This window comes from Eisenbergiella tayi (assembly GCF_001881565.1).
In the GTDB taxonomy this organism is placed as follows: Bacteria; Bacillota; Clostridia; order Lachnospirales; family Lachnospiraceae; genus Eisenbergiella; species Eisenbergiella tayi.
Map to the genome: position 1 here is coordinate 86,225 of NZ_MPDJ01000006.1, position 20,418 is coordinate 106,642.

General features: G+C 46.5%; 17 protein-coding genes. 16 read left to right on the forward strand and 1 reads right to left on the reverse strand.

Features of this window, described 5'->3' with window-relative positions; all coding sequences use genetic code 11:
- Window positions 1–21: 21 nt before the first annotated feature.
- From BLA28_RS22380 to BLA28_RS22455, 16 genes are all read left to right on the forward strand, one after another.
- The gene (locus tag BLA28_RS22380; protein ID WP_071699494.1) at window positions 22–759 is read left to right on the forward strand and encodes a sugar-binding domain-containing protein; all 738 of its coding nucleotides are present in this window, start codon (window positions 22–24) and stop codon (window positions 757–759) included.
- A 5-nt stretch (window positions 760–764) separates the two neighbouring features.
- On the forward strand, window positions 765–2,279 hold the full coding sequence (locus BLA28_RS22385) for a glycoside hydrolase family 2 TIM barrel-domain containing protein (protein WP_071699495.1): 1,515 nt from the start codon (window positions 765–767) through the stop codon (window positions 2,277–2,279).
- 71 nt (window positions 2,280–2,350) lie between these two features.
- Window positions 2,351–3,724, forward strand: a complete 1,374-nt coding sequence (locus tag BLA28_RS22390; RefSeq protein ID WP_069157503.1) for an ABC transporter substrate-binding protein — start codon at window positions 2,351–2,353, stop codon at window positions 3,722–3,724.
- 91 nt (window positions 3,725–3,815) lie between these two features.
- Window positions 3,816–5,045 carry an endo-1,4-beta-xylanase gene (locus tag BLA28_RS22395; protein ID WP_069157502.1) on the forward strand — a complete coding sequence of 410 codons (1,230 nt, stop codon included), beginning with the start codon at window positions 3,816–3,818 and terminating at the stop codon, window positions 5,043–5,045.
- A 40-nt stretch (window positions 5,046–5,085) separates the two neighbouring features.
- Window positions 5,086–5,967, forward strand: a complete 882-nt coding sequence (locus BLA28_RS22400) for a carbohydrate ABC transporter permease (RefSeq protein WP_069151177.1) — start codon at window positions 5,086–5,088, stop codon at window positions 5,965–5,967.
- Window positions 5,968–5,981: 14 nt separating this feature from the next.
- Window positions 5,982–6,824, forward strand: a complete 843-nt coding sequence (locus BLA28_RS22405) for a carbohydrate ABC transporter permease (RefSeq protein WP_069151178.1) — start codon at window positions 5,982–5,984, stop codon at window positions 6,822–6,824.
- 4 nt (window positions 6,825–6,828) lie between these two features.
- Window positions 6,829–7,623 (forward strand): sugar phosphate isomerase/epimerase family protein, encoded by a 795-nt coding sequence (locus tag BLA28_RS22410; protein ID WP_069157501.1) that lies wholly within the window; start codon window positions 6,829–6,831, stop codon window positions 7,621–7,623.
- Window positions 7,624–7,666: 43 nt separating this feature from the next.
- On the forward strand, window positions 7,667–8,650 hold the full coding sequence (locus tag BLA28_RS22415; RefSeq protein ID WP_069157500.1) for a Gfo/Idh/MocA family protein: 984 nt from the start codon (window positions 7,667–7,669) through the stop codon (window positions 8,648–8,650).
- Window positions 8,651–9,529, forward strand: coding sequence for a sugar phosphate isomerase/epimerase family protein (locus BLA28_RS22420; protein WP_069157499.1), 879 nt, complete (start codon window positions 8,651–8,653; stop codon window positions 9,527–9,529).
- A complete protein-coding gene (locus tag BLA28_RS22425; RefSeq protein WP_069157928.1) occupies window positions 9,526–10,587 on the forward strand; it encodes a zinc-binding dehydrogenase in 1,062 nt (353 codons plus the stop codon). Before BLA28_RS22420 ends, BLA28_RS22425 begins: the two co-directional genes overlap by 4 nt.
- 8 nt (window positions 10,588–10,595) lie before the next feature.
- Window positions 10,596–14,195, forward strand: a complete 3,600-nt coding sequence (gene nifJ / locus BLA28_RS22430) for a pyruvate:ferredoxin (flavodoxin) oxidoreductase (protein ID WP_069157927.1) — start codon at window positions 10,596–10,598, stop codon at window positions 14,193–14,195.
- A gap of 2 nt (window positions 14,196–14,197) precedes the next feature.
- On the forward strand, window positions 14,198–14,500 hold the full coding sequence (locus tag BLA28_RS22435) for a UxaA family hydrolase (protein WP_069157498.1): 303 nt from the start codon (window positions 14,198–14,200) through the stop codon (window positions 14,498–14,500).
- Window positions 14,501–15,670 (forward strand): UxaA family hydrolase, encoded by a 1,170-nt coding sequence (locus BLA28_RS22440; protein ID WP_141702930.1) that lies wholly within the window; start codon window positions 14,501–14,503, stop codon window positions 15,668–15,670.
- A 17-nt stretch (window positions 15,671–15,687) separates the two neighbouring features.
- Complete coding sequence (locus BLA28_RS22445; protein ID WP_069157497.1) at window positions 15,688–17,154, forward strand: 4-hydroxyphenylacetate 3-hydroxylase family protein; 1,467 nt, start codon at window positions 15,688–15,690, stop codon at window positions 17,152–17,154.
- Between the two features lie 78 nt (window positions 17,155–17,232).
- The gene (locus tag BLA28_RS22450) at window positions 17,233–17,874 is read left to right on the forward strand and encodes a GntR family transcriptional regulator (RefSeq protein ID WP_069157496.1); all 642 of its coding nucleotides are present in this window, start codon (window positions 17,233–17,235) and stop codon (window positions 17,872–17,874) included.
- Between the two features lie 298 nt (window positions 17,875–18,172).
- Complete coding sequence (locus BLA28_RS22455) at window positions 18,173–19,246, forward strand: mannonate dehydratase (protein WP_069157495.1); 1,074 nt, start codon at window positions 18,173–18,175, stop codon at window positions 19,244–19,246.
- A gap of 42 nt (window positions 19,247–19,288) precedes the next feature.
- Here the strand turns inward: BLA28_RS22455 and ymfI are convergent, their stop codons facing one another.
- Complete coding sequence (ymfI, locus tag BLA28_RS22460) at window positions 19,289–20,008, reverse strand: elongation factor P 5-aminopentanone reductase (RefSeq protein WP_009255270.1); 720 nt, start codon at window positions 20,006–20,008, stop codon at window positions 19,289–19,291.
- Window positions 20,009–20,418: the final 410 nt, after the last annotated feature.

Below are 20,418 nucleotides of genomic sequence, written 5' to 3' on the forward strand. Positions count from 1 at the left end.
ACAGGGAAAGGGGAGAAAACGATGATAATGATTCATGAGGGCAGAAAAGCCATTGATTTGAGCGGAACATGGAAGTACCGCTATGAAACAGAAAAGACGGACGGAATTTCCACAGAGGATTTTTATGCCGGAGAGAGAAATGCGGAGGATGGCTGGAAAGAGATTACTGTTCCGAATAACTGGTATCTGACGGAAATAGGAGATTACTTTGGAACCATATGGTTTCAATGTGAATTTGAAACGCCGGAATTTACGAAAGAAGAGCATGTCTGGCTGCGGTTTGGCGCCGTGGACTATACGGCGGATGTCTGGCTGAACGATATCTATCTGGGCTGCCATGAGGGGATATTTAACCCGTTTGAATTTGATATTACAAATTTCCTGAAAAAGGAAGGCAGCAACAGGCTTTTTGTACGGGACAGTGCGCCAAGAGACGAAACAGAATATATAAACAGCGGACTGGATAAAAACACACCGCTGTCCGAGCCGTATCAAAGGCATCAGGCTAAAGCGATTACCCAGGTAAAGGGACATATGATCGATGCCATGCACCGTCCCGGCGCGATGACGTCCTTCAGGCAGGATGGAAACTCCGCCGGAATATGGGATAAAGCAGAACTTATCATAAGACCGGAAAAATTTATTGAGTATTGTAAAATATCCACACGTCTGGTTCAGAAAAAGGACTGGCTGGGAGACGGTCAGGATAAGGATACCGGATCGGCTATGGTGAGCCTGGATATAACGCTGAATAACTGAATAATATGACATCCGCAACGGTAACCGGAAGTCTGCGAGGGGATATCATACCTGATAATTTTGAAGGCGGCGTGGCTGCCCGAAGCAGCAGAAATGTGGTAATTCCTCCGGGCCGCAGTACGGTAAAAATGGTGATTACAGTAGAGGAAGCGAAGCTTTGGTGGACCTGGGATCATGGATATCCCCACCTTTATAATCTGGTGCTGGGATGGCAGGAGGATACTGTAAAGATCCGTTTTGGAATAAAAGAAATCGTACAGGATGATACCGGACAATGGTACTTGAACAATAAGCGGATATTTTTAAGGGGAATGCGTTATATTTCCAGCCTGTGGATGAGCGAAGCCGGAGAAGAAATGTGGAAACCGGATTTTGAAAAGATGATCCGGATGAATATCAATTCCATACGTATCGGCAGCCATATGGAAAAGGATGGGCTTTATTCCCTGTGTGACGAACTCGGGCTTTTGATGTGGCAGGTATTTCCGCTGCATTATTGTGTCAGCGATGACGATGATATGATTTCCAGGGCTTCCGATATGATACGTGATATGGGGATGATGCTTACCAATCATGCCTGTATGGGAATGTGGTCGGTATATAAAGAGCCGGAGATTTATCAGCTCCCGGATAAGCCGAACAATTATTTCCGATTATGCCAGGTCCTGAAGGAAACCTTAAAGACAGTAGATCCGGTCAGGTGGGTGCATCTGGGTGACTACAGAGAAGGAGTCATGAATATTATGATTGGCTGCTGCTCAGACGGAGATACGGATGTGGATGATCTGATAATCCCGCCCAATATTGTGGAATTCGGATCGCAGTCAATCCCATGCCTGGAAACACTCAGGACATTTATTCCGGAGGATAAGCTCTGGCCGCCCCACTGGGATACATGGGAATACTGGGGACTGTTTTATTCCAACACCTTCGAATTTGCAAAAGTCGAACTGGGAAATTCGCTGGAAGAATTTATTGAAAATACGCAGGAATATGAAGCGGTTTCGGTGAAAGAACAGATCGAATTCCTGCGCATGAAAAAGTATGATCCGGTATCCAGCATGTATCTTTATTACTGGTCGGATGCCTGTCCCATGATTGGCTCCGGACTTCTGGACTATTACAGAAGGCCTTACAAAGTATATGACTATATGCAGAAGGTTTACACACCGGTGCTGGTATGTGCACAGCCGTGTATCCATCCTTATAAGCTGGGGAGGGAAAAGATATTCCATGTGGGAATGTCATATACGGCAAGAGTGTGGGCGATTAACGATAATTACGAAAGTATTCCTGATGTACTGCTGCAATGGAAGGTGACGGACTGTGAGACGGATGAAATATTATGCAGAAACAGTTTCAGGCTGGAGCTGCTTGCGGACAGTGCGGAAATACCGGATCATATCGTACTTCCTTTAGGTGAGGAATTATCCGGCCATCGATGCCGGGTGGATATGAAGATAAGCAGCGGAAATGAAGTTCTGTCGGAAAATGATTCCTATTTCCGGGTAGAACCATAAAGCGGAATACCGATCAGCTTCTGGCAGGCAGAAGTGATCTCTATTTAAATGAAATCCAAGGAGGAGAGAAAATGGGAAGAAGTAAAAAATTATTGGCGCTTGGGATTGTTTGTTCCTTACTTTTAGGCGGATGCGGAAACAACACACAGACATCCACGGAATCATCCCCGGAACCGAAGGCTGCAACAGAAGCGGCTTCCGAACAAAATCAGGAAAAAGCGGAAACCGGAGAGAAGGAGACCCTCAGGGTTGCATGGTGGGGAACAACGACCAGGGATCAGCTCTATTATCAGATTAACGATCTGTTTATGGCGGAGCATCCTAATGTGGAAATCGTTACGGAGAGTCCCGGATGGAACGATTACTGGACCGCACAGTCAACCGCATTTGCCAGCGGAAGCGCCGCTGATGTCGTACAGTTCCAATCCAATCAGATTGGAGAATACTGTTCCAAGAATGTGTTAGCCCCGTTAGACGATTATGTTGCATCAGGTACTATTAATCTGGATAACTGGAACGAAGGGTTTGTGGATACCGGCAGGTATAATGACAATCTGTACATGGTTTCCCTGGGAATGACCGCACAGGCTCTGTATGTAAATGAAACCTTCCTGAATGAGCTTGGGATGGAGCTGTGGCCTGAGGAGGAAGATATTACCTGGGATGAGTTTGCGGATTATCTTAATGAGGTACAGTCCAAACTGGAAGCGGATACCTATGCAGGACTTGATATTTATACGAACAATGACCTGGTATGGGTGTGGATCAGGGAGAACTGTGAAGAAGGTTATGAATGGCTGGATAAGGACGGAAATTTCGCACCGTCTGAAGAGACACTTGCATCCTGGTATGAATACTCAAATAATCTGAGAAAATCAGGCGCATTTGCCAATGTGGAGTGGACACAGGAGTGGAACTCTAAAGCATGGGAAGAAGGCCCTTTGGTCAACAGAAAAGTATTGTTCTATTTTGCCAATGCGAATCAGTATAAAACATATCAGAATTCTATGGAAGACACGCTCGCGATCAGAAAAGTCCCGGTAGGGAACAATGGTAAACATGGGGATTTGCTTATTACTTCTGCGTTTGCTATTTCTGAAACCTCCAAGAATAAGGATTTAGCGGCGGAATATATTAATTTCTTTGTTAATAATGAAGAGGCCCAGAAGATATTCAACATGGAACTGGGAGTTCCCGCTTCCATGACAATTCAGGAGCTGCTGGAGCCTGATGCGGATCCCAGCGATGTTGTAGCCACCAAGTATCTGAATATGATTTCGGAGGAAGCGCCTCCCTTTATTGCCAAGGCTCCCGGAGTATGGGCAATCCAGAATGAAATCAGCAGTGTGGCAGAACAGGTGGCCGTTGGTAATCTGACGCCTGCAGATGCAGCAAAACATATTAAAGAGATTGCCAATGAGATGATAGCGGAAAATTCCAATTAAAGGCATGAAACAGCCGGGGAGCGCATAAGCGTTCCCCGGAATCGGAAAAACGGCAGCAGGATATTGTAAAAAGAAAGGAAAAACGGAGCGTATGACCAGGGATTACTCCCATCGTCTTGGGAAAAAGAAAGTAAAATTTGTGCGTAAGGACGGTACACCTGTTACAGGAAAAGACATTGAAGTAAAAATGTATTGCCATGAATTTTTATTCGGAACGGGTTTATTTGATGTGATTCCCTATGTCTGCGGAGAAATGAAGCCCGAAGAAGAGGAAGCATTTGAGAAGATATTCCGTAAATGGATCGCACTGTTTAATAACGCTACCTTCCCGTTTTACTGGCAGCGGTTTGAACCGGAACGGGGGAAGCCACGGATAGAGCAGACTTTGAAGGCGGCTTATTGGTTAAAACAGCAGAATGTGGTTATTAAGGGACATCCTTTGTGCTGGCATACTCTTACAGCGCCCTGGCTGAATGAAATGTCAAACGAGCAAATTGTGAAAGAACAGGTCAAGAGGATTCAAAGAGATGTAAAGGCTTTTAAAGGTGTCATTGATATCTGGGATGTGGTGAATGAAGCGGTTATCATGCCTGTTTTTGATAAATATGATAATGGTATCACCCGAATATGCAAGGAAATGGGCCGGGTAAAGCTGCTAAAGACGATGTTTGAAGCGGCGAGGGAAGAAAATGATTCGGCGGAGCTTCTGATTAATGACTTTAATCTGTCATCCAACTATGAAATACTTATTGACGGTTGTTTGAATGCAGGGGTACCGATAGATGAAATCGGTCTGCAGACTCATCAGCATCAGGGTTATATGGGTGAGGAACGGCTCCTGGAAATTCTGGAAAGATATGAACAATTCCAAAAACCGCTCCATTTTACAGAAATCACGTTAACCTCCGGACATATTATGCCGCCGCATATTGTGGATCTGAATGACTATAAGACAGATGACTGGCCTACCACGCCTGAATTTGAAGACCGGCAGGCAAGAGAATTTACGGAAATGTATGAAATCCTTTTTTCCCATCCGCTTGTCAGGACAGCTGTATCCTGGAACTTTGTTGACGGAGGCTGGCTGAACGCTCCCGGCGGGCTGCTGAGAAAAGACGGATCCGTCAAGCCCGCTTATGAAGCGCTTTATGAATTGATACATAAAAAGTGGTGGACCGATACAAAAACGGCAACAGATGAAAACGGAGAGGCGGTAATTGAGGGCTATCGGGGTGATTACAACCTTATCTGCTGCGGAAATAAAGTGAATCTTGCATTGCGAAACAGGGAAGAAAAGGAAACGGAAATTTTTGTGATTTAAAACAGTTAAGTCTGTCCGGCTTGAAAGGGGAAGGGTATTGATGAAAAAGAAAGGTGATAAATACGCGGGTTATGTATTTCTTCTGCCATGGCTGATAGGGTTTATCGGTCTGACGCTTATTCCCATGGGGATGTCTTTGTATTATTCATTTACGAATTATAATCTGCTGTCCGCTCCGCAGTTCGTAGGTCTTACCAATTATATAAAAATGTTTACCTCTGACTATCATTTTTTGAACGCTTTAAAAGTAACTTTTATTTATGTATTTGCATCTGTCCCTCTGCAGCTGCTGGCTTCTTTAGTGCTGGCTTTTATCCTGAATAAAGGGGTTAAAGGGCTATCCTTATTCAGGGCTGCTTTTTATGTGCCGTCCCTTTTGGGCGGAAGCGTGGCAATTTCCATTCTGTGGAGACAGATTTTTGGAATGAACGGTATATTGAATCAGCTGCTGAATGCGTTGGGGATTGAATCAACAATAAGCTGGGTGGCGAATCCCAATACGGCGGTATGGACGCTGATCGTACTCAGGGTATGGCAGTTTGGTTCCCCGATGATTATTTTTCTGGCGGCAATTAAACAGGTTCCCCAGGAAATGCTGGAAGCGGCTGCCATTGACGGAGCATCCAAATTTCAGCGGACCATACGTATTATGCTGCCCATGATTTCTCCGATTATCTTATTTAACCTGATTATGCAGATAATAAGCGCATTTAAGGTATTTACGGAATCCTATATCATCAGCGGCGGAAACGGCGGTGTACTGGACAGCCTTCTTTTCTATACGCTGCATATTTATAATGAAGGCTTCGGTAAAATGAGAATGGGTTATGCCAGTGCTCTTGCCTGGTTCCTTGTTCTGATTATTGCCGTACTTACTGCATTGGTATTCGGAGTGTCCAAGAAATTCGTTCATTATGACTGACAGGGGGGAAGGATATGTATAAAAAAAATAAAACGGCAGAATGGGTGAAATTTGCGATCCTCCTCATTTTTGCCCTGCTGGTATTATACCCATTAATCTGGATGGTAGGAAGTTCCTTTAAACCGGAAGCGGATATTTTTACCGATCTGGGTATTATACCGAAACAGTTTACATTGGAAAATTATGAAATTGGCTGGAGATCGAATGGAAGGGTGACATTCTCCACCTATTTCCTTAATTCCATTATTGTATCCGGGTTGTGTGTGATAGGTAATCTTTTTTCCTGTACATTGGCGGCATTTGCATTTGCCAGATTGAATTTTAAAGGGAAAAACCTCTTTTTTGCCCTGATGATGATGACTATGATGCTTCCTCAGCATGCCATTATTGTCCCTCAATATGTATATTTCTATAAACTGGGCTGGATTGACTCTTTTTCACCTCTTGTAATCCCCAAATTTCTGGCAACAGATGCTTTCTTTGTATATCTGCTGATTCAATTTATCAGAGGGATTCCCAGAGAACTGGACGAAGCGGCCATTGTGGATGGATGCAGTGCTTATAAAGTGTTCTGGAAGGTGATTCTTCCTCTCTGCCAGCCGGCGCTGGTGACCACCACCATATTTACTTTTATGTGGTCCTGGAATGATTTCTTTACCCAGATCATTTATCTGAGGACGAATAACAAATATACGGTTACTCTCGCATTGAGGATGTTTGTGGATCCAACAGCCAAAAGCGCCTTCGGCGCCATGTTTGCCATGTCAACCGTTTCTATTATTCCTATCCTGCTCCTGTTTGTCTTTTTCCAGAAGCAGCTGATTGAAGGAATTGCTACCAGCGGATTAAAGGGGTGAGATTATGCTGCGTCTGGCAACCTCGTCATTAACATTTGATAGTTTTGAAAACAACGATTATAAGTGCCTGTTCGCTCATGCGGCGCAGACAGGATACCGCAGGGTAGAATTCAACTGCTGGTATGGAGAAACACTGACGCCTTCCAGGATCAGGAGCATAAAGGAACGATGCAGGCAGAATGGCCTGGAGCCGATAGCACTGCATGTATCCGCATTCGGAGGAAGCACTTCGGAAATCCGTGCGTTGAATGCGGCACATAAGCTCAGGGCTATGGAAGCGGCATGTGAGCTTGGCTGCAGCACAGTGGTGGCTTCCGGAATGTCCGAAGGCACTCTGGATGACATTATTTATGAGCTGGAATGTGTGGAAAAGGCGGCAGAAGAATATAAAGTTAAGCTTTCCCTGGAAAATCACTGTCAAAATGTTTTAGCCGGAGAGAAGGATTACGAATATATTTTCAGAAGGATAGACAGTCCGTATATTGGAATATGCCTGGATGGCGGACATCTGGAAGCCCATGGGGAAAAAACAGAAACTTTTATTGAACGGTTTTATCCCCAAATAAACCATCTCCATTTAAAAGAAAATCTGATTTTTGGAACAAAGAGTTTTTGCCGGTTCGGCTGCGGCGGGACTGATAATGTGGAAATGGTGAAACGGATGAAAGACAGAGGATACAGTGGTTACATGTCTGTAGAACTATCGCCGGAAATAAGGGAAAACGGTAATACCGTTCCTTTTACCGCTGAGGACTGGGAGAAGCCATTGCAGTTATATTCCTTTTTGGAGGAAGAATAAGGAACTTGTATACTTTGAGACAGTTCCTAAGAAAGGGGAAAAAATGCTGAAAACAGTATTGATTGGGGCAGGCGGAATTGCCTGGAAGCATTGTGAAGCATTGCGGAAACTGGGAGTAGAGATCAGTGGGATATATGATGTCAATCCGGTAAATGCAGGACGGCTTGCAGAGGCATTTGGATGTCCTGTTGTTTCAGATCCGGTACATGCAATTGCCGGGGCAGATATGGTACATATTCTGACTCCACCTTCCAAAAGGTGGGAGTATGTGGAATGTGCACTTGCTTATAAAAAACATATTTTTATGGAAAAACCGGTGGCTATATCTTTGGAAGATGCACAGAGAATGGAATTGGCGGCCAAAGCTGTTCCCGTACAGTTTATGGTGGGCTTTACCCAGCGTTTCCGCAAAGGCTACCGGATAATACGGGAATGGCTGGATCAGGGAAGGCTGGGGGATGTGGTTCAGGCATATTGCTTCCGTATAGGTCCGGGGCCGGGATTTGGGGGAAAGCTGAACGACAGCTGGAGGACGGCAGAAGGTTATGTTTGCGGAATGACTATTGAATCTCTTTCCCATGATATTGACTTCCTTCAGTCTCTGGCAGGAAGAGTGATACAGGCGGAAGGTTTTGTAAAGGGAACGGTGGCTTCGCTGCCTCAATTTGATAACAATGTGAACGCCGCCCTGCTTTTCGAAGGGGGAAGTATCGGAAGCATAACAGCAAGCTGGAGCTCCCACATCGCATTTAATGCGAAAGGAATTATCGGTACCAGAGGAAGCGTTATGCTTAAAGGGGAAGATATCTGGGATTCTACTTGCCTGACGGCAAAATTTGAGGATGGAACCTCTGTCTGTGAAAGCCTGGATGATATTTTTCAGGAGGGAGAGGGCTATCTCGAAGAGAACCGCCATTTCATAACCTGCATTGAGAAAAATATTCCGGTAGGCTGTGACATAACTGTAGGGAGAGAGGTTCTTGCCATATCCCGGAAGATCCTGGATTCCTCAATAAGGGGCAGATGAATGAAAAAAGGGATCTGTTTAACCGCTGTCTATCCACAGGCTATGTATGACAGCGGTTTATTAAAGGAATTATTGGAAAAAACAGCGGTTCAGGGTATTTTTAATTGTGTGGAATTTTATTTTGAGGGAACGGCCGGAGAAGAGGAAGAAATCAGAAAGCTATTGGAAAAAAAGAATCTGTGTTCCGTTTTTCTGTCAGGGTTTCCTATGAAAAGGGACGGTGTGGATATTACCAGCCCGGATGAACGGATCAGAAGGAAGAGTGTAGAATTCTGCAGGAGGATGTATGAGCGCTGCCAGGGTCTGGGAGCCGGGAAAATGCTGATTGTAAGCGGGCCTGCATGGAAGGAAAAGGACGGACAGGCTCTTATGGGCCAGGCCTGTAAATCCTTTGAAGAAATAGGAACAGTAATCGGCGGGGATGGACCGGAAATAACATTGGAATTTTTTAATGATGAAGGGGAACCTGAACTCGCTGTCGGTAAAGTACCTTTTGTCAGAAAGCTTTATGAACAGACACAGGGGTGCGGTATTGGCATCACGTTTGACACCAGCCATGTAGCCCAGATGGGAGCGGATGTCGAGGCAAGCTTTGCCAGCCTGGCACCCTGGATCCGGCATCTGCACCTGGCAAACAGCGTATCGGTTAACAGGAATAATCCGCTGTTTGGGGATAAGCATCCTTTATTCGGGGTAAAGGACGGCGATTTTACCATTGCGGATATCAGGAAACATTTTTGTGCATTAAAGGAGCAAAATATGCTGCGCAATGTGGATATCTGCTCGCTGGAAGTGATAAGCAGAGGAGACAATGACTGGTACTATGACAGGATCAGTGAACAGGCAGCTGAAATATGGAAAGGGGAAAGTATATTATGAAGGCATGGATTAAGGATAAAAGACAGGCAGGGGCAGTTTTAACGGAAAGGGATATTCCTTCCATAAAAAGGGATGAGGTTTTAATTAAAGTGGAGGCCTCTGCATTGTGTAAATCGGATGTGGATGTTTATGAATGGACTCCTCTTGTGGAAAAGGCCGGCTATCCCCTTCCTTTTGTTATGGGACATGAGTTTGCCGGACAGATTGTGGCGGCAGGAGAAGATGTGAAAGGATTTGCCATAGGAGACAGGGTAGCCGGGGAAACCCATATTCCCTGTGGTTACTGTGAAACCTGCCGGACGGGAAACCAGCATATATGCGGAAACCATATGGGAGTCCTGGGAAGGACTGTAGACGGCTGCTTCGCCGATTATATCGCGCTTCATCAAAAAGCGCTTATCCGGCTGCCTGAAAATCTGACCTATGAACAGGGAGCTATCCTGGAACCTTTTGCAACAGCCATGCATGCGGTGTCCAAAGCGGCGCCGTCCGGGAAAACATTACTGGTGGCAGGAGTGGGAACTATTGGGCAGATGGCTGTGGAAATAGCAAAATTTTTAGGATGCGTAAAGATTTTTGCAGTGGATGTCAATGACCAGAAGCTGGAAGAAAGCGCTGCAAGAGGGGCGGATGTCAGAATCAACGGCCTGAAGGAAGATTATGTGGAAGTAGTTATGAGAGAAACCAACGGCCAGGGAGTGGATGCCGTAATAGATTTTACAGGGAATGAAAAAGTGATTAATCAGGCGGTGGAGGCTGTAAAAATTGCAGGTACCATTGTTCATGTGGGAATGGTGGAAAAACCGCTTACCTATCAGAATTTTATGTATGGAGTGGTCTATAAGGAACTGAACGTGACCGGGATTTTCGGACGCCGTATGTATGAGACCTGGACAGAAGTCATGAATATACTGAAAACCGGCAGAATTGACCTGAATTCGTATGTTGGAAAGCGGATGAAACTGGAAGAATTTGAAAAGGCTATGGAACTTTTCCCTCAGGTTTCCGGAAGAATTGTGTTCCGGGATCAGGACGGGGAGGATGAAGACCGGAAATGAGGCAGATTATGAATACAGAGATAAGAAAAGAAACCATGGATGGAAATACTGCGGCGGCTTTGGCCTCTTATGCTTTTACCGAGGTCGCCGCTATCTATCCCATTACCCCTTCTTCCCCTATGGCGGAGGCAGTAGATAAATGGGCGTCGGAAGGGAAAAAGAATATTTTCGGCAGTCCGGTAAATCTCATGGAAATGCAGTCGGAGGGCGGTGCGGCAGGTACGCTTCACGGAAGCTTGCAGGCAGGAGCGCTGTCCGCTACATATACCTCTTCCCAGGGACTGCTTCTGATGATTCCCAACTTATATAAAATAGCCGGGGAATTGCTGCCGGGCGTACTGCATGTGAGCGCCCGGTCTTTGGCTTCCAATGCGCTCAGCATTTTCGGAGATCATCAGGATGTTATGAGTATCCGGCAGACCGGAGTGGCGCTGCTTTCCTCAGGAAATGTACAGGAGTGTATGGATTTGGGATGTCTGGCCCATTTGTGCGCACTGGAGGGGAGACTCCCTTTTGTCCACTTTTTTGACGGTTTCCGTACATCCCATGAAATACAGAAAATAGAAGTGGTTGAGCCTGCTGTCCTGAAGGAACTGCTGAACCGGGAAGCACTGGAGGAATTCCGGAACCGGGCGCTGAACCCGGATCATCCGGTTCTTCGGGGAACGACGCAGAATCCGGATATCTTTTTCCAGGAAAGGGAAGCAATCAATCCATTCTATCAAAGGCTTCCGGAAATTGTGCAGAATTATATGGATCGGTTGGGAGAAAAGACAGGAAGATACTATAAGCTGTTTGATTATTACGGACATGAAGAAGCGGATTATGTGCTGATAGCCATGGGCTCCTCCTGTGAGGTAATTAAGGAAACGATTGATTATCTGAATCGTCAGGGGGAGAAAGCCGGATTGGTACAGGTAAGGCTCTACAGGCCATTTTCGGGTGAACATCTGCTGGAAGCCATTCCCAAAACGGTGAAGCGGATTGCAGTGCTGGATCGGACCAAGGAACCCGGGGCGGACGGAGAGCCTCTTTATAAGGACATCTGCACCGCTTTTGCAGGAAGCGGGAGAACCGCATTTATAATCGGAGGCAGATATGGCCTGGCATCCAAGGATTTTACCCCCGGGGATGTCATTTCCATAATAAAAAACCTGAAGTCGGAAGAACCTCTGAATGGTTTTACTGTAGGAATAACAGATGATGTGACAGGCTTGTCATTGCCTGCGGAAAGAAACATACCGGATACGGAACCAAGAAATACAATAAGCTGCAAATTCTGGGGACTGGGTTCTGACGGTACGGTGGGAGCGAACAAATCGGCAATTAAAATTATCGGAAACCATACGGATCAGTATGTGCAGGCTTACTTTTCCTATGATTCCAAAAAATCAGGGGGACTGACCGTATCCCATCTGCGTTTTGGCAGCAGTCCTATTCGTTCCTCCTATCTGGTAAGCCATGGAGACTATATAGCCTGCCATAATCAGTCCTATGTAGAACAGTATGATTTGCTGGAGGGGATCAGAAATAAAGGTATTTTTCTGCTGAATTGTGTATGGAGCCATGAAGAACTGGCGGGGCATCTGCCGGACAGAATGATCAGAACCATACAGGAAAAAGAAATTCGGTTTTTTACCATCAATGCATTTGCCCTTGCCAGAGAGCTGGGACTTGGAAATCGGATAAATATGATTATGCAGTCCGCTTTTTTTGCTTTGGCCGGAATTATCCCTATGGAAGAGGCGGTACGTTATCTGAAGGAAGAAGTGGTGAAAAATTACGGACATCAGGGTCAGGAAGTCATTGAAAAGAATTTTGCGGCAATTGATGCTGCGCCCGGATATCTGAAAGAGGTAGATGTAAAGACACTGAGAGCGGAGGGAAAACGTCCGGATCCCGCAACGGTCAGGATAGAAACAGGATCCGGAGAACTGAACCATTTTGTCAATCATATTATGCTTCCAATGAACAGGCAGAAGGGTGACAATATACCCGTCAGCGCTTTTCAGGGTAATGAGGACGGGACGTTTCCCCTTGGAACAACACAGTATGAAAAGAGAGGAATTGCCCTTTATGTGCCGGAATGGAAGCCGGAACAATGTGTCCAATGCAATCAATGCGCCCTCGTCTGCCCTCATTCCGCACTGCATCCGGTGCTTCTGTTAGAAGAAGAAAAAGAAAAAGCGCCGGGGGATATTGGAAGAAAAGCCAAACCCGCTGCGGGTTGTAAGGATAAATTTTTTTACATGGGAATTTCCCGGCCGGATTGTACAGGCTGCGGGAACTGTATCAGTGTATGCCCGGCAAAGGATAAAGCGTTGGAAATGGCGCCCTTTGAGAAGGGAACAGGGAATGATGTCTGGGAATATCTGCAGAAAAAGACGGAGAAGCCAAAAGGAGAGCGTGCGTTTATTAATGGAAAAGAGAGTCAGTTCCTTCCTTCTTACTTTGAATTTTCCGGCGCCTGTGCAGGCTGTGGAGAGACACCCTACGCAAGGCTGGTAACCCAGCTTTTCGGGGATCGGATGATGATTTCCAACTCCGCAGGCTGTACCACGGTATGGGGAGGAAGCGCTCCGGCAGTTCCTTACCGGAAGGATGAGAAAGGACATGGGCCTGCATGGGGCTTTTCCCTGTTTGAGGACAATGCGGAGTATGGACTCGGCATGTATCTGGGTTATAGTACCGTAAGAAATGAAGTACGTCAGCAGCTTCTGCAGCTGAAGGAAAGGCTGGAAGGAAACGACCGGAATGAGAATGAAAAGAGGCTGTATGACGCCATATGCCTGTGGGATCATAAATTTGCCGAAGCCTCAGGAACAAGGGAACGGGCAGAAAACCTGATAACATGTCTGGAAGAAAATATACATATGGAAGGCGTAAAGGAGATATGCAGCAGGGAAGATTTTCTGATCAAACGTTCCAACTGGATATTCGGAGGCGACGGATGGGCGTATGATATCGGTTACGGAGGTCTGGATCATGTCTTGTCCACCGGTGCTGATATCAATATCATGGTATTTGATACGGAAGTTTATTCCAATACAGGGGGACAGGCTTCCAAAGCGACTCCCAGGGCAGCCATTGCAAAGTTTTCGGCAGCAGGAAAGCAGAGAAAAAAGAAGGAACTGGGAATGATGGCAATCCAGTACGGCGATGTATATGTGGCACAGATTGCTATGGGAGCCAGCCCGGCCCATGCGGTAAGGATTATTCAGGAGGCGGAAAGCTATCCCGGGCCTTCGCTGATTATCGGATATGCACCATGTATCAACCATGGAATTAAAGGCGGTATGGGGCAGACACAGCTTCAGCAGAAACGTGCGGTTGATGCGGGCTATTGGAATCTTTATCACTTCGATCCCAGAAGAAAGGCACGGGGAGAAAATCCCTTTGTTCTGGACTCGGGCAGACCGGAAGGAGATTTCGAAGAATTCCTGATGAGCGAGGTACGGTTTGCATCTCTCAAAAAGAAAGATCCCGAACTGGCAGAGCAAATGTACAATCAGGCGGGCAGAGAAGCCAGAGAACGATATGAGAGATACGCGGAGCTTGCCCGGAAAACAGAAAAGAATACTGGTGAAACTGCCGGAAAGGAAGGGTGAGGATGGAAAGGAAGGGGATTCTGATCAAAGATAATGATATGGCAGTCACTCTTTCTGAACCTGCAGCGGCTGGTGATATGGTGGTATATGAAAAAGCGGGTCAGAAATATTGTCTGCCGGTGAAAGAAAGTATTCCCTGTTATCATAAAGCCGCCTGCCGTGATATCAGGAACGGAGAGCTTGTCTATAAGTATGGACAGGTGATTGGCAGGGCGGTGGAAGATATTCCTGCAGGATACCTGATACATACACACAATCTGAAAAGTGTGTGCCTGGTACCAATGCCGGAAAAGAATGGAGATTAAATGATGGATGGTAGAATGAGTGGTTACAGAAGGCCTGACGGAAGATTTGGAATCAGAAACCATGTACTGATTCTGCCTTGTTCTCTCTGCGCAAGTGAAACAGCGAGGTTTGCGGCGGAGAATGTAAAAGGGGCGGTATACCTGGCTAATCAGGGAGGCTGTTCCCTGAGCCGCCGGGATTTAAAGGTGACATTGGAGGTGCTGTCCGGCATTGCGGCTAATCCCAACATTTACGGTACGGTTTTGGTAGGAAACGGCTGTGAGGTGGTGCAGGCGTCACTGCTGGAGAATGAAATACGGAAAAAAACCAATAAACCTCTGGAAACAATAGTGATACGGGAAGAAGGCGGAAGTATCAGGGCTGTGAAAAAGATAGCGGAGCTGGCTGAAAAAATGTATGCCGATGCAGCGAACGTATGCAGGGAGGAAGCGCAGCTTTCGGAGCTGATTCTCGGTACCGAATGCGGCGGTTCCGATCCCACCTCCGGACTGGCGGCAAACCCTGTTGTAGGAGTCTGCTGCGACAGGGTAGTTGAACACGGGGGGACCGTGATATTGTCGGAAACCCCGGAACTGCTGGGGACGGAAGAAATATTGGCGGGAAGGTGCAGGAATGAAGAAATCAGCCGCCGACTCCTTCGTATGATCGCGGATTATGAGGAAGATTTCAGACGTGTGGGAGAAAACCCCAGAAGCGGCAATCCGACTCCGGGAAATATTGCAGGGGGAATTACCACTCTGGAAGAAAAGTCCCTGGGCTGTATTCATAAGGCAGGCAGCAGCATAATTAATGAAGTGGTGGAATATGGCGCGCCGATAAAGGAAAAGGGGCTGGTGGTAATGGATACCCCCGGTCAGGATATCGCATCTATCCTGGGGATGGCAGCGGCAGGAGCCCAGGCTGTTATTTTTTCCACTGGTCATGGGACTCCGACAGGGTCGGCCATTCTTCCGGTAATTAAGCTGACCGCAAACAGGGAGACGGCTGAAAAAATGGCGGATAACACAGACTTTGACTGCAGCGGGGTATTGGAAGGCCTCTGTTCTATGGAAAATGCGGGCGCTGAGTTGTTTGATATGGTGGAGGAAGTATGCAATGGCCGCAAGACCAAGGCAGAGGAACTGGGTTTCCAGGATGTGTCCATGGCCAGATACTGTAACTTTGCCTGAAGAGGAAAGGATAATATATGGGATTAATGACGGGACAGGAATATATAGAAAGCCTGCGCAGGCTGCATACAAAGGTATATCTTTTCGGTAAGAGGGTGGAAAATTTTGTAGATCATCCTATCATACGGCCATCCATCAATTCTGTGGCAATGACCTATGATTTGGCATTGGATCCGCAGTATCAGGATATTATGCTGGCAGTTTCCAATCTGACGGGAAAAACGATTAATCGTTTCTGCCATTTACACCAGAATGAACAGGATTTAATAAATAAGGTCAGGATGCAGAGGCTTTTAGGACAGAAGACCGGAGCCTGTTTTCAGCGGTGTGTTGGTATGGATGCCTTTAATGCGGTTTATTCCACGACCTTTGAGGTAGATCAGAAGTACCATACCAATTATCATCAGAACTTTATTGCCTTTATGAAAGAAGTACAGGAAAAAGATCTGACAGTGGATGGGGCCATGACGGATCCCAAGGGAGACCGGAGCCTTTCTCCGGGAAAACAGAAGGATCCGGATATGTATCTGCATGTGGTGGAAAAGAACACCAAAGGCATTTATGTTACCGGAGCGAAGGCGCACCAGACGGGGGCGGTGAATTCCCATGAGCATCTGATCATGCCTACGGTGGCAATGGGGGAGAATGACAAGGAATATGCAGTATCCTTTGCCATACCGTCCGACGCGGAAGGCATTAAGATGATATATGGCAGGCAGTCCTGTGATACAAGAAAACTGGAAAAATCGGGTGGTATGGACTGTGGCAACTGCCGGTTTGGCGGACAGGAAGCCCTGGTAGTTTTTGAGCATGTTTTTGTGCCCTGGGAACGAGTATTTTTATGTGAAGAATACGAATTTGCAGGAGTCCTGGTGGAACGTTTTGCTGGTTATCACAGGCAGAGCTACGGAGGCTGTAAAACCGGTGTGGGTGATGTGCTGATAGGTGCGGCTGCCGTTGCGGCAGAATATAATGGAGTACAGAAAGCCTCCCATATAAAGGATAAGCTTATAGAAATGATACAGCTGAATGAAACTATGTACAGCTGTGGGATTGCCTGTTCTGTATTAGGCACACAGACAGCTGCAGGAAATTATCAGATTGATAACCTGCTGGCGAATGTCTGCAAACAGAATGTAACCAGATTCCCTTATGAAATCGCCCGGCTGGCCGAAGATATTGCAGGAGGCCTTATGGTTACCATGCCTTCTGAGGAAGATTTTAATTCACCCGAAACAGCGGAAATCTGCCGGAAATATTTTAAAGGAAGTGCGGATGCGGATACGGTGGAGCGAATGAAAATCCTGCGTCTGATTGAGAATATGACACTTGGAAGCGCGGCAGTGGGATATAGGACAGAATCCATGCATGGCGCCGGAAGCCCGCAGGCACAGAGGATTATGATAAACAGACAGGGAAAGCTGGAAGAAAAAAAGAAACTGGCAAAGGTAATTGCTGGTATTTCGTCAGAACCTGACAAATAATGGATATTTTTTCATAGATTTTCCAATGCTTACGCGGTATAATATTGGTACTATGGAAAAGAAAAGAGAGGGATTGCCGTGCCAAATAACACATTGCTTGTTGAAAATGCATACAATTATATTTTGGATCAGATTCTGAATGGGACGATTAAGCCGGGAGACCGGATCCGGGAAGATATTATTGCAGAACAGTTGGAAACCAGCAGGACACCGGTGCGGGAAGCAGTGAATCAGCTGTGTCAGAATGGTTTTATCCATAATGTTAAGCGAAAAGGGCTTTATTGTGTCCAGATCTCCAGGGAAGAGCTTGTAGATTTACTGGAACTGCGTCAGGTTCTGGAGGATTACTGCTATTGCAAATGTGCGGACAAGGCTACCAAGGAGGATATTGACCGGCTGAATGGATATATAGATTCTTTCCTGGCCCTGCCGCAGGAGGAACAGCTGGCAAACCATGAAAAATATGATATTCAGTTCCACCTCATGACAGCGGAGATGACGGGTTCGCAGAGATTGATTAAATATATTAATGAAATAGAAACCTGCCTCCTGATTGTGAGAAAAAATCTGAAGAATTCCGGCAGAAAAGCCGAGGTTGTGGAATTGTCCTGGCTTCTTCACAGGAACATTGTGAAGGCAATGGAAGCAAAGGATAAGGAACTACTGATGGAGCTTAACAGGGAACATATTAAGCTGATGAAAGATACGCAGCTTATATAATTGCAGCTGAACTGAATTAATAGGTATCGATCTGGCCGGAGCAACCGAATGTGGGGCTCCGGTCTTTTTTTCTGAGAAAAATTTCCAATTCCTTTCGCCCGCCCTTTTTCATAAAAACAAAACTCCGGGAAAGAATAAAAGCAGAAGATGAAACTGCCTAAAGTCCGCCTGTATTTATTCCCACAGGCAGCGAGCCAAAACCAGGTGAACCTTCGATTCACCGCTTGCCTGACCTTGGTATCTGCCGCTGGGCTTTTACTTTATATAGGAAGGGACGGCTCAGAAAGGAGCAGTCTTTATGAAAATGACGTTCCGATGGTATGGAGAAGAGGATCCGGTGACGCTCGCTGCAATCAGGCAAATCCCGGGTGTTGCCGGAATCGCTTCCGCCATTTATCATATCGCTGTTGGAAAAGCATGGCCCTGTGAGGCCATAAAGGAACTGAAAGAAAGAGTGACAGCAGCGGGGCTGGTACTGGAAGTGATCGAAAGCCTTCCGGTCCATGAGGATATCAAGCTGCACAGAGGAAAATTCCAGGAATATATCGAAAATTACAAGGAAAATATCAGAAGACTGGCTGCAGAGGGAGTCCGATGTATCTGCTATAATTTTATGCCGGTATTTGACTGGACCCGTTCCCGCCTGGATCACCCCTTAGCCGACGGCTCCAGAACCCTGGCCTATTATAAAACGGATGAAAAAACGATGGATCCTGCTAAAATGGTTCTGCCGGGCTGGAATACTTCCTATTTTCCGGAAGAAATAGACGGACTGATAAAGGCTTATCAAATACTGGGCATAGAGGGACTTTGGGGAAACTTAAAGTACTTTATCAATGAAATCATGCCGGTAGCCATCGAGTGCGATGTAAATATGTGCCTGCAGCCGGACGATCCGCCGTGGCCGGTTTTCGATATCCCCAGGATTATTACCGACGAAGCTGCAATAGACAGATTCCTCGCGCTGTATAATGACACACATCATGGCCTGAGTCTGTGCACCGGCAGCCTGGGATGCGCAGCATGCAATGACATCCCCCGGTTGGTCAGGAAAATAGGTGGTATGGGCAGGATTCATTATGCCCCCATGCGTAATGTCAAAATCCTTCAGGATGGCTCCTTTGAGGAAAGCGCCTATCCTTCCTTCTGCGGTTCGCTGGATATGGAGGCTGTCATGAAGGCCTATTATGATATTGGATATACAGGCTATATGAGCCCCGCTCATGGAAGGATGATCTGGAATGAAGAAGGAAAACCCGGCTACGGCCTGTATGACAGGGCGCTGGGAGCTGTTTATCTTATCGGTATATGGGAAACCCTGAAAAAAGAATGCGTACCGGATTCTCACAGAACCGGGCATCTGTCCTCGTAAATCTGACAATTGTTCATTCAAAAAAACAGCGGATGGTCTGCATCAAAGCCATCCGCCGTCAATTGTAATGATCTGTCCTGTCATATAAGCCGGTGCATTTACAAGCTGTCCCACAAGGGAAGCCACTTCTTCTGGGGTACCTATGCGGTCGGCAGGAATTTCTTCAATGAGAGCATCCATTTCCTCTTTTGCAAAACACCGGTTCATATCGGTATCAATAACACCGCAGGCTACAGCATTTACCTGTATATTACTGGGAGCCAGTTCCTTGGCTAAAGCCCTGGTAAAGCTGTTCACCGCCCCCTTTGATGCGGAATAGGCCGTTTCCATGGATGCTCCTGCCTGTCCCCATACAGATGAGATATTAATAATCCGCCCCTGTTTGGCATGCACCATAAGAGGTATGGCATTCCGGCACGTATAAAAACAGCTGTCCAGATTAGTGGCCATAACCCGCCGCCATTCTTCAGCCGACATGTCAGATAAAAGGCCGATATAAGAAATTCCCGCATTATTAACCAGCACATCCAGTCCGGAGACAGATTCAAAAAGCCTGTTCACTGTTTCATAATCTCCCATATCTCCCTGAAAAGAGGTACAGGCAATATCATATTTCTCCTCCAGATACAGACAAAATGCATTTAATTCATCTATAGAATGCAGACAGGTAAGCAGCAGATCAAATCCCTGCCCTGCCAGTTCCTCAGCTACAGCCCTCCCAATTCCCCGGGCAGCGCCGGTCACCAACGCTTTTTTTCCCATAACCAGTCCTCCATTTCCTTAACTTTGCTGTCTGCGGATATCCTGTGCCGCCATCCCCTTTGCCTGTACTGTCCCCTCTCTGTCCGGGGCTTTTTGTCCGGCTGTCCGTGCTGCAAGGTTCCTGTGCAGGCACGCTTTCGCTCGGATAAACACGCAGCGGTACTAAGGTTGCAAAATACGCAACCTAAGGACCGGCGTTTTCATACGGCCTTTACAGGAATCCTTGCAGCACGGACAGCCGGACAAAAAGCCCCGGACAGAGAGGGGACAGTACAGGCGAAGGGGATGGCGGCACAGGATATCCGCAGACTCCATAATTTTTCCTATTATAACATATATGCATGCAGGTTGAAAGCTGAGGCGGAAACCGGTATAATAAGAAGAGCAGAAACAGGATATATATAAATCAA

Coding starts and splice junctions, on each gene's coding strand:
- BLA28_RS22420 (WP_069157499.1), top strand. CDS start 8,651: ATGAAAAAAGGGATCTGTTTAACCGCTGTCTATCCACAGGCTATGTAT.
- BLA28_RS22445 (WP_069157497.1), top strand. CDS start 15,688: ATGGGATTAATGACGGGACAGGAATATATAGAAAGCCTGCGCAGGCTG.
- nifJ (WP_069157927.1), top strand. CDS start 10,596: ATGAATACAGAGATAAGAAAAGAAACCATGGATGGAAATACTGCGGCG.
- BLA28_RS22440 (WP_141702930.1), top strand. CDS start 14,501: ATGATGGATGGTAGAATGAGTGGTTACAGAAGGCCTGACGGAAGATTT.
- BLA28_RS22385 (WP_071699495.1), top strand. CDS start 765: ATGACATCCGCAACGGTAACCGGAAGTCTGCGAGGGGATATCATACCT.
- BLA28_RS22425 (WP_069157928.1), top strand. CDS start 9,526: ATGAAGGCATGGATTAAGGATAAAAGACAGGCAGGGGCAGTTTTAACG.
- BLA28_RS22400 (WP_069151177.1), top strand. CDS start 5,086: ATGAAAAAGAAAGGTGATAAATACGCGGGTTATGTATTTCTTCTGCCA.
- ymfI (WP_009255270.1), bottom strand. CDS start 20,008: ATGGGAAAAAAAGCGTTGGTGACCGGCGCTGCCCGGGGAATTGGGAGG.
- BLA28_RS22380 (WP_071699494.1), top strand. CDS start 22: ATGATAATGATTCATGAGGGCAGAAAAGCCATTGATTTGAGCGGAACA.
- BLA28_RS22395 (WP_069157502.1), top strand. CDS start 3,816: ATGACCAGGGATTACTCCCATCGTCTTGGGAAAAAGAAAGTAAAATTT.
- BLA28_RS22455 (WP_069157495.1), top strand. CDS start 18,173: ATGAAAATGACGTTCCGATGGTATGGAGAAGAGGATCCGGTGACGCTC.
- BLA28_RS22410 (WP_069157501.1), top strand. CDS start 6,829: ATGCTGCGTCTGGCAACCTCGTCATTAACATTTGATAGTTTTGAAAAC.
- BLA28_RS22415 (WP_069157500.1), top strand. CDS start 7,667: ATGCTGAAAACAGTATTGATTGGGGCAGGCGGAATTGCCTGGAAGCAT.
- BLA28_RS22390 (WP_069157503.1), top strand. CDS start 2,351: ATGGGAAGAAGTAAAAAATTATTGGCGCTTGGGATTGTTTGTTCCTTA.
- BLA28_RS22405 (WP_069151178.1), top strand. CDS start 5,982: ATGTATAAAAAAAATAAAACGGCAGAATGGGTGAAATTTGCGATCCTC.
- BLA28_RS22435 (WP_069157498.1), top strand. CDS start 14,198: ATGGAAAGGAAGGGGATTCTGATCAAAGATAATGATATGGCAGTCACT.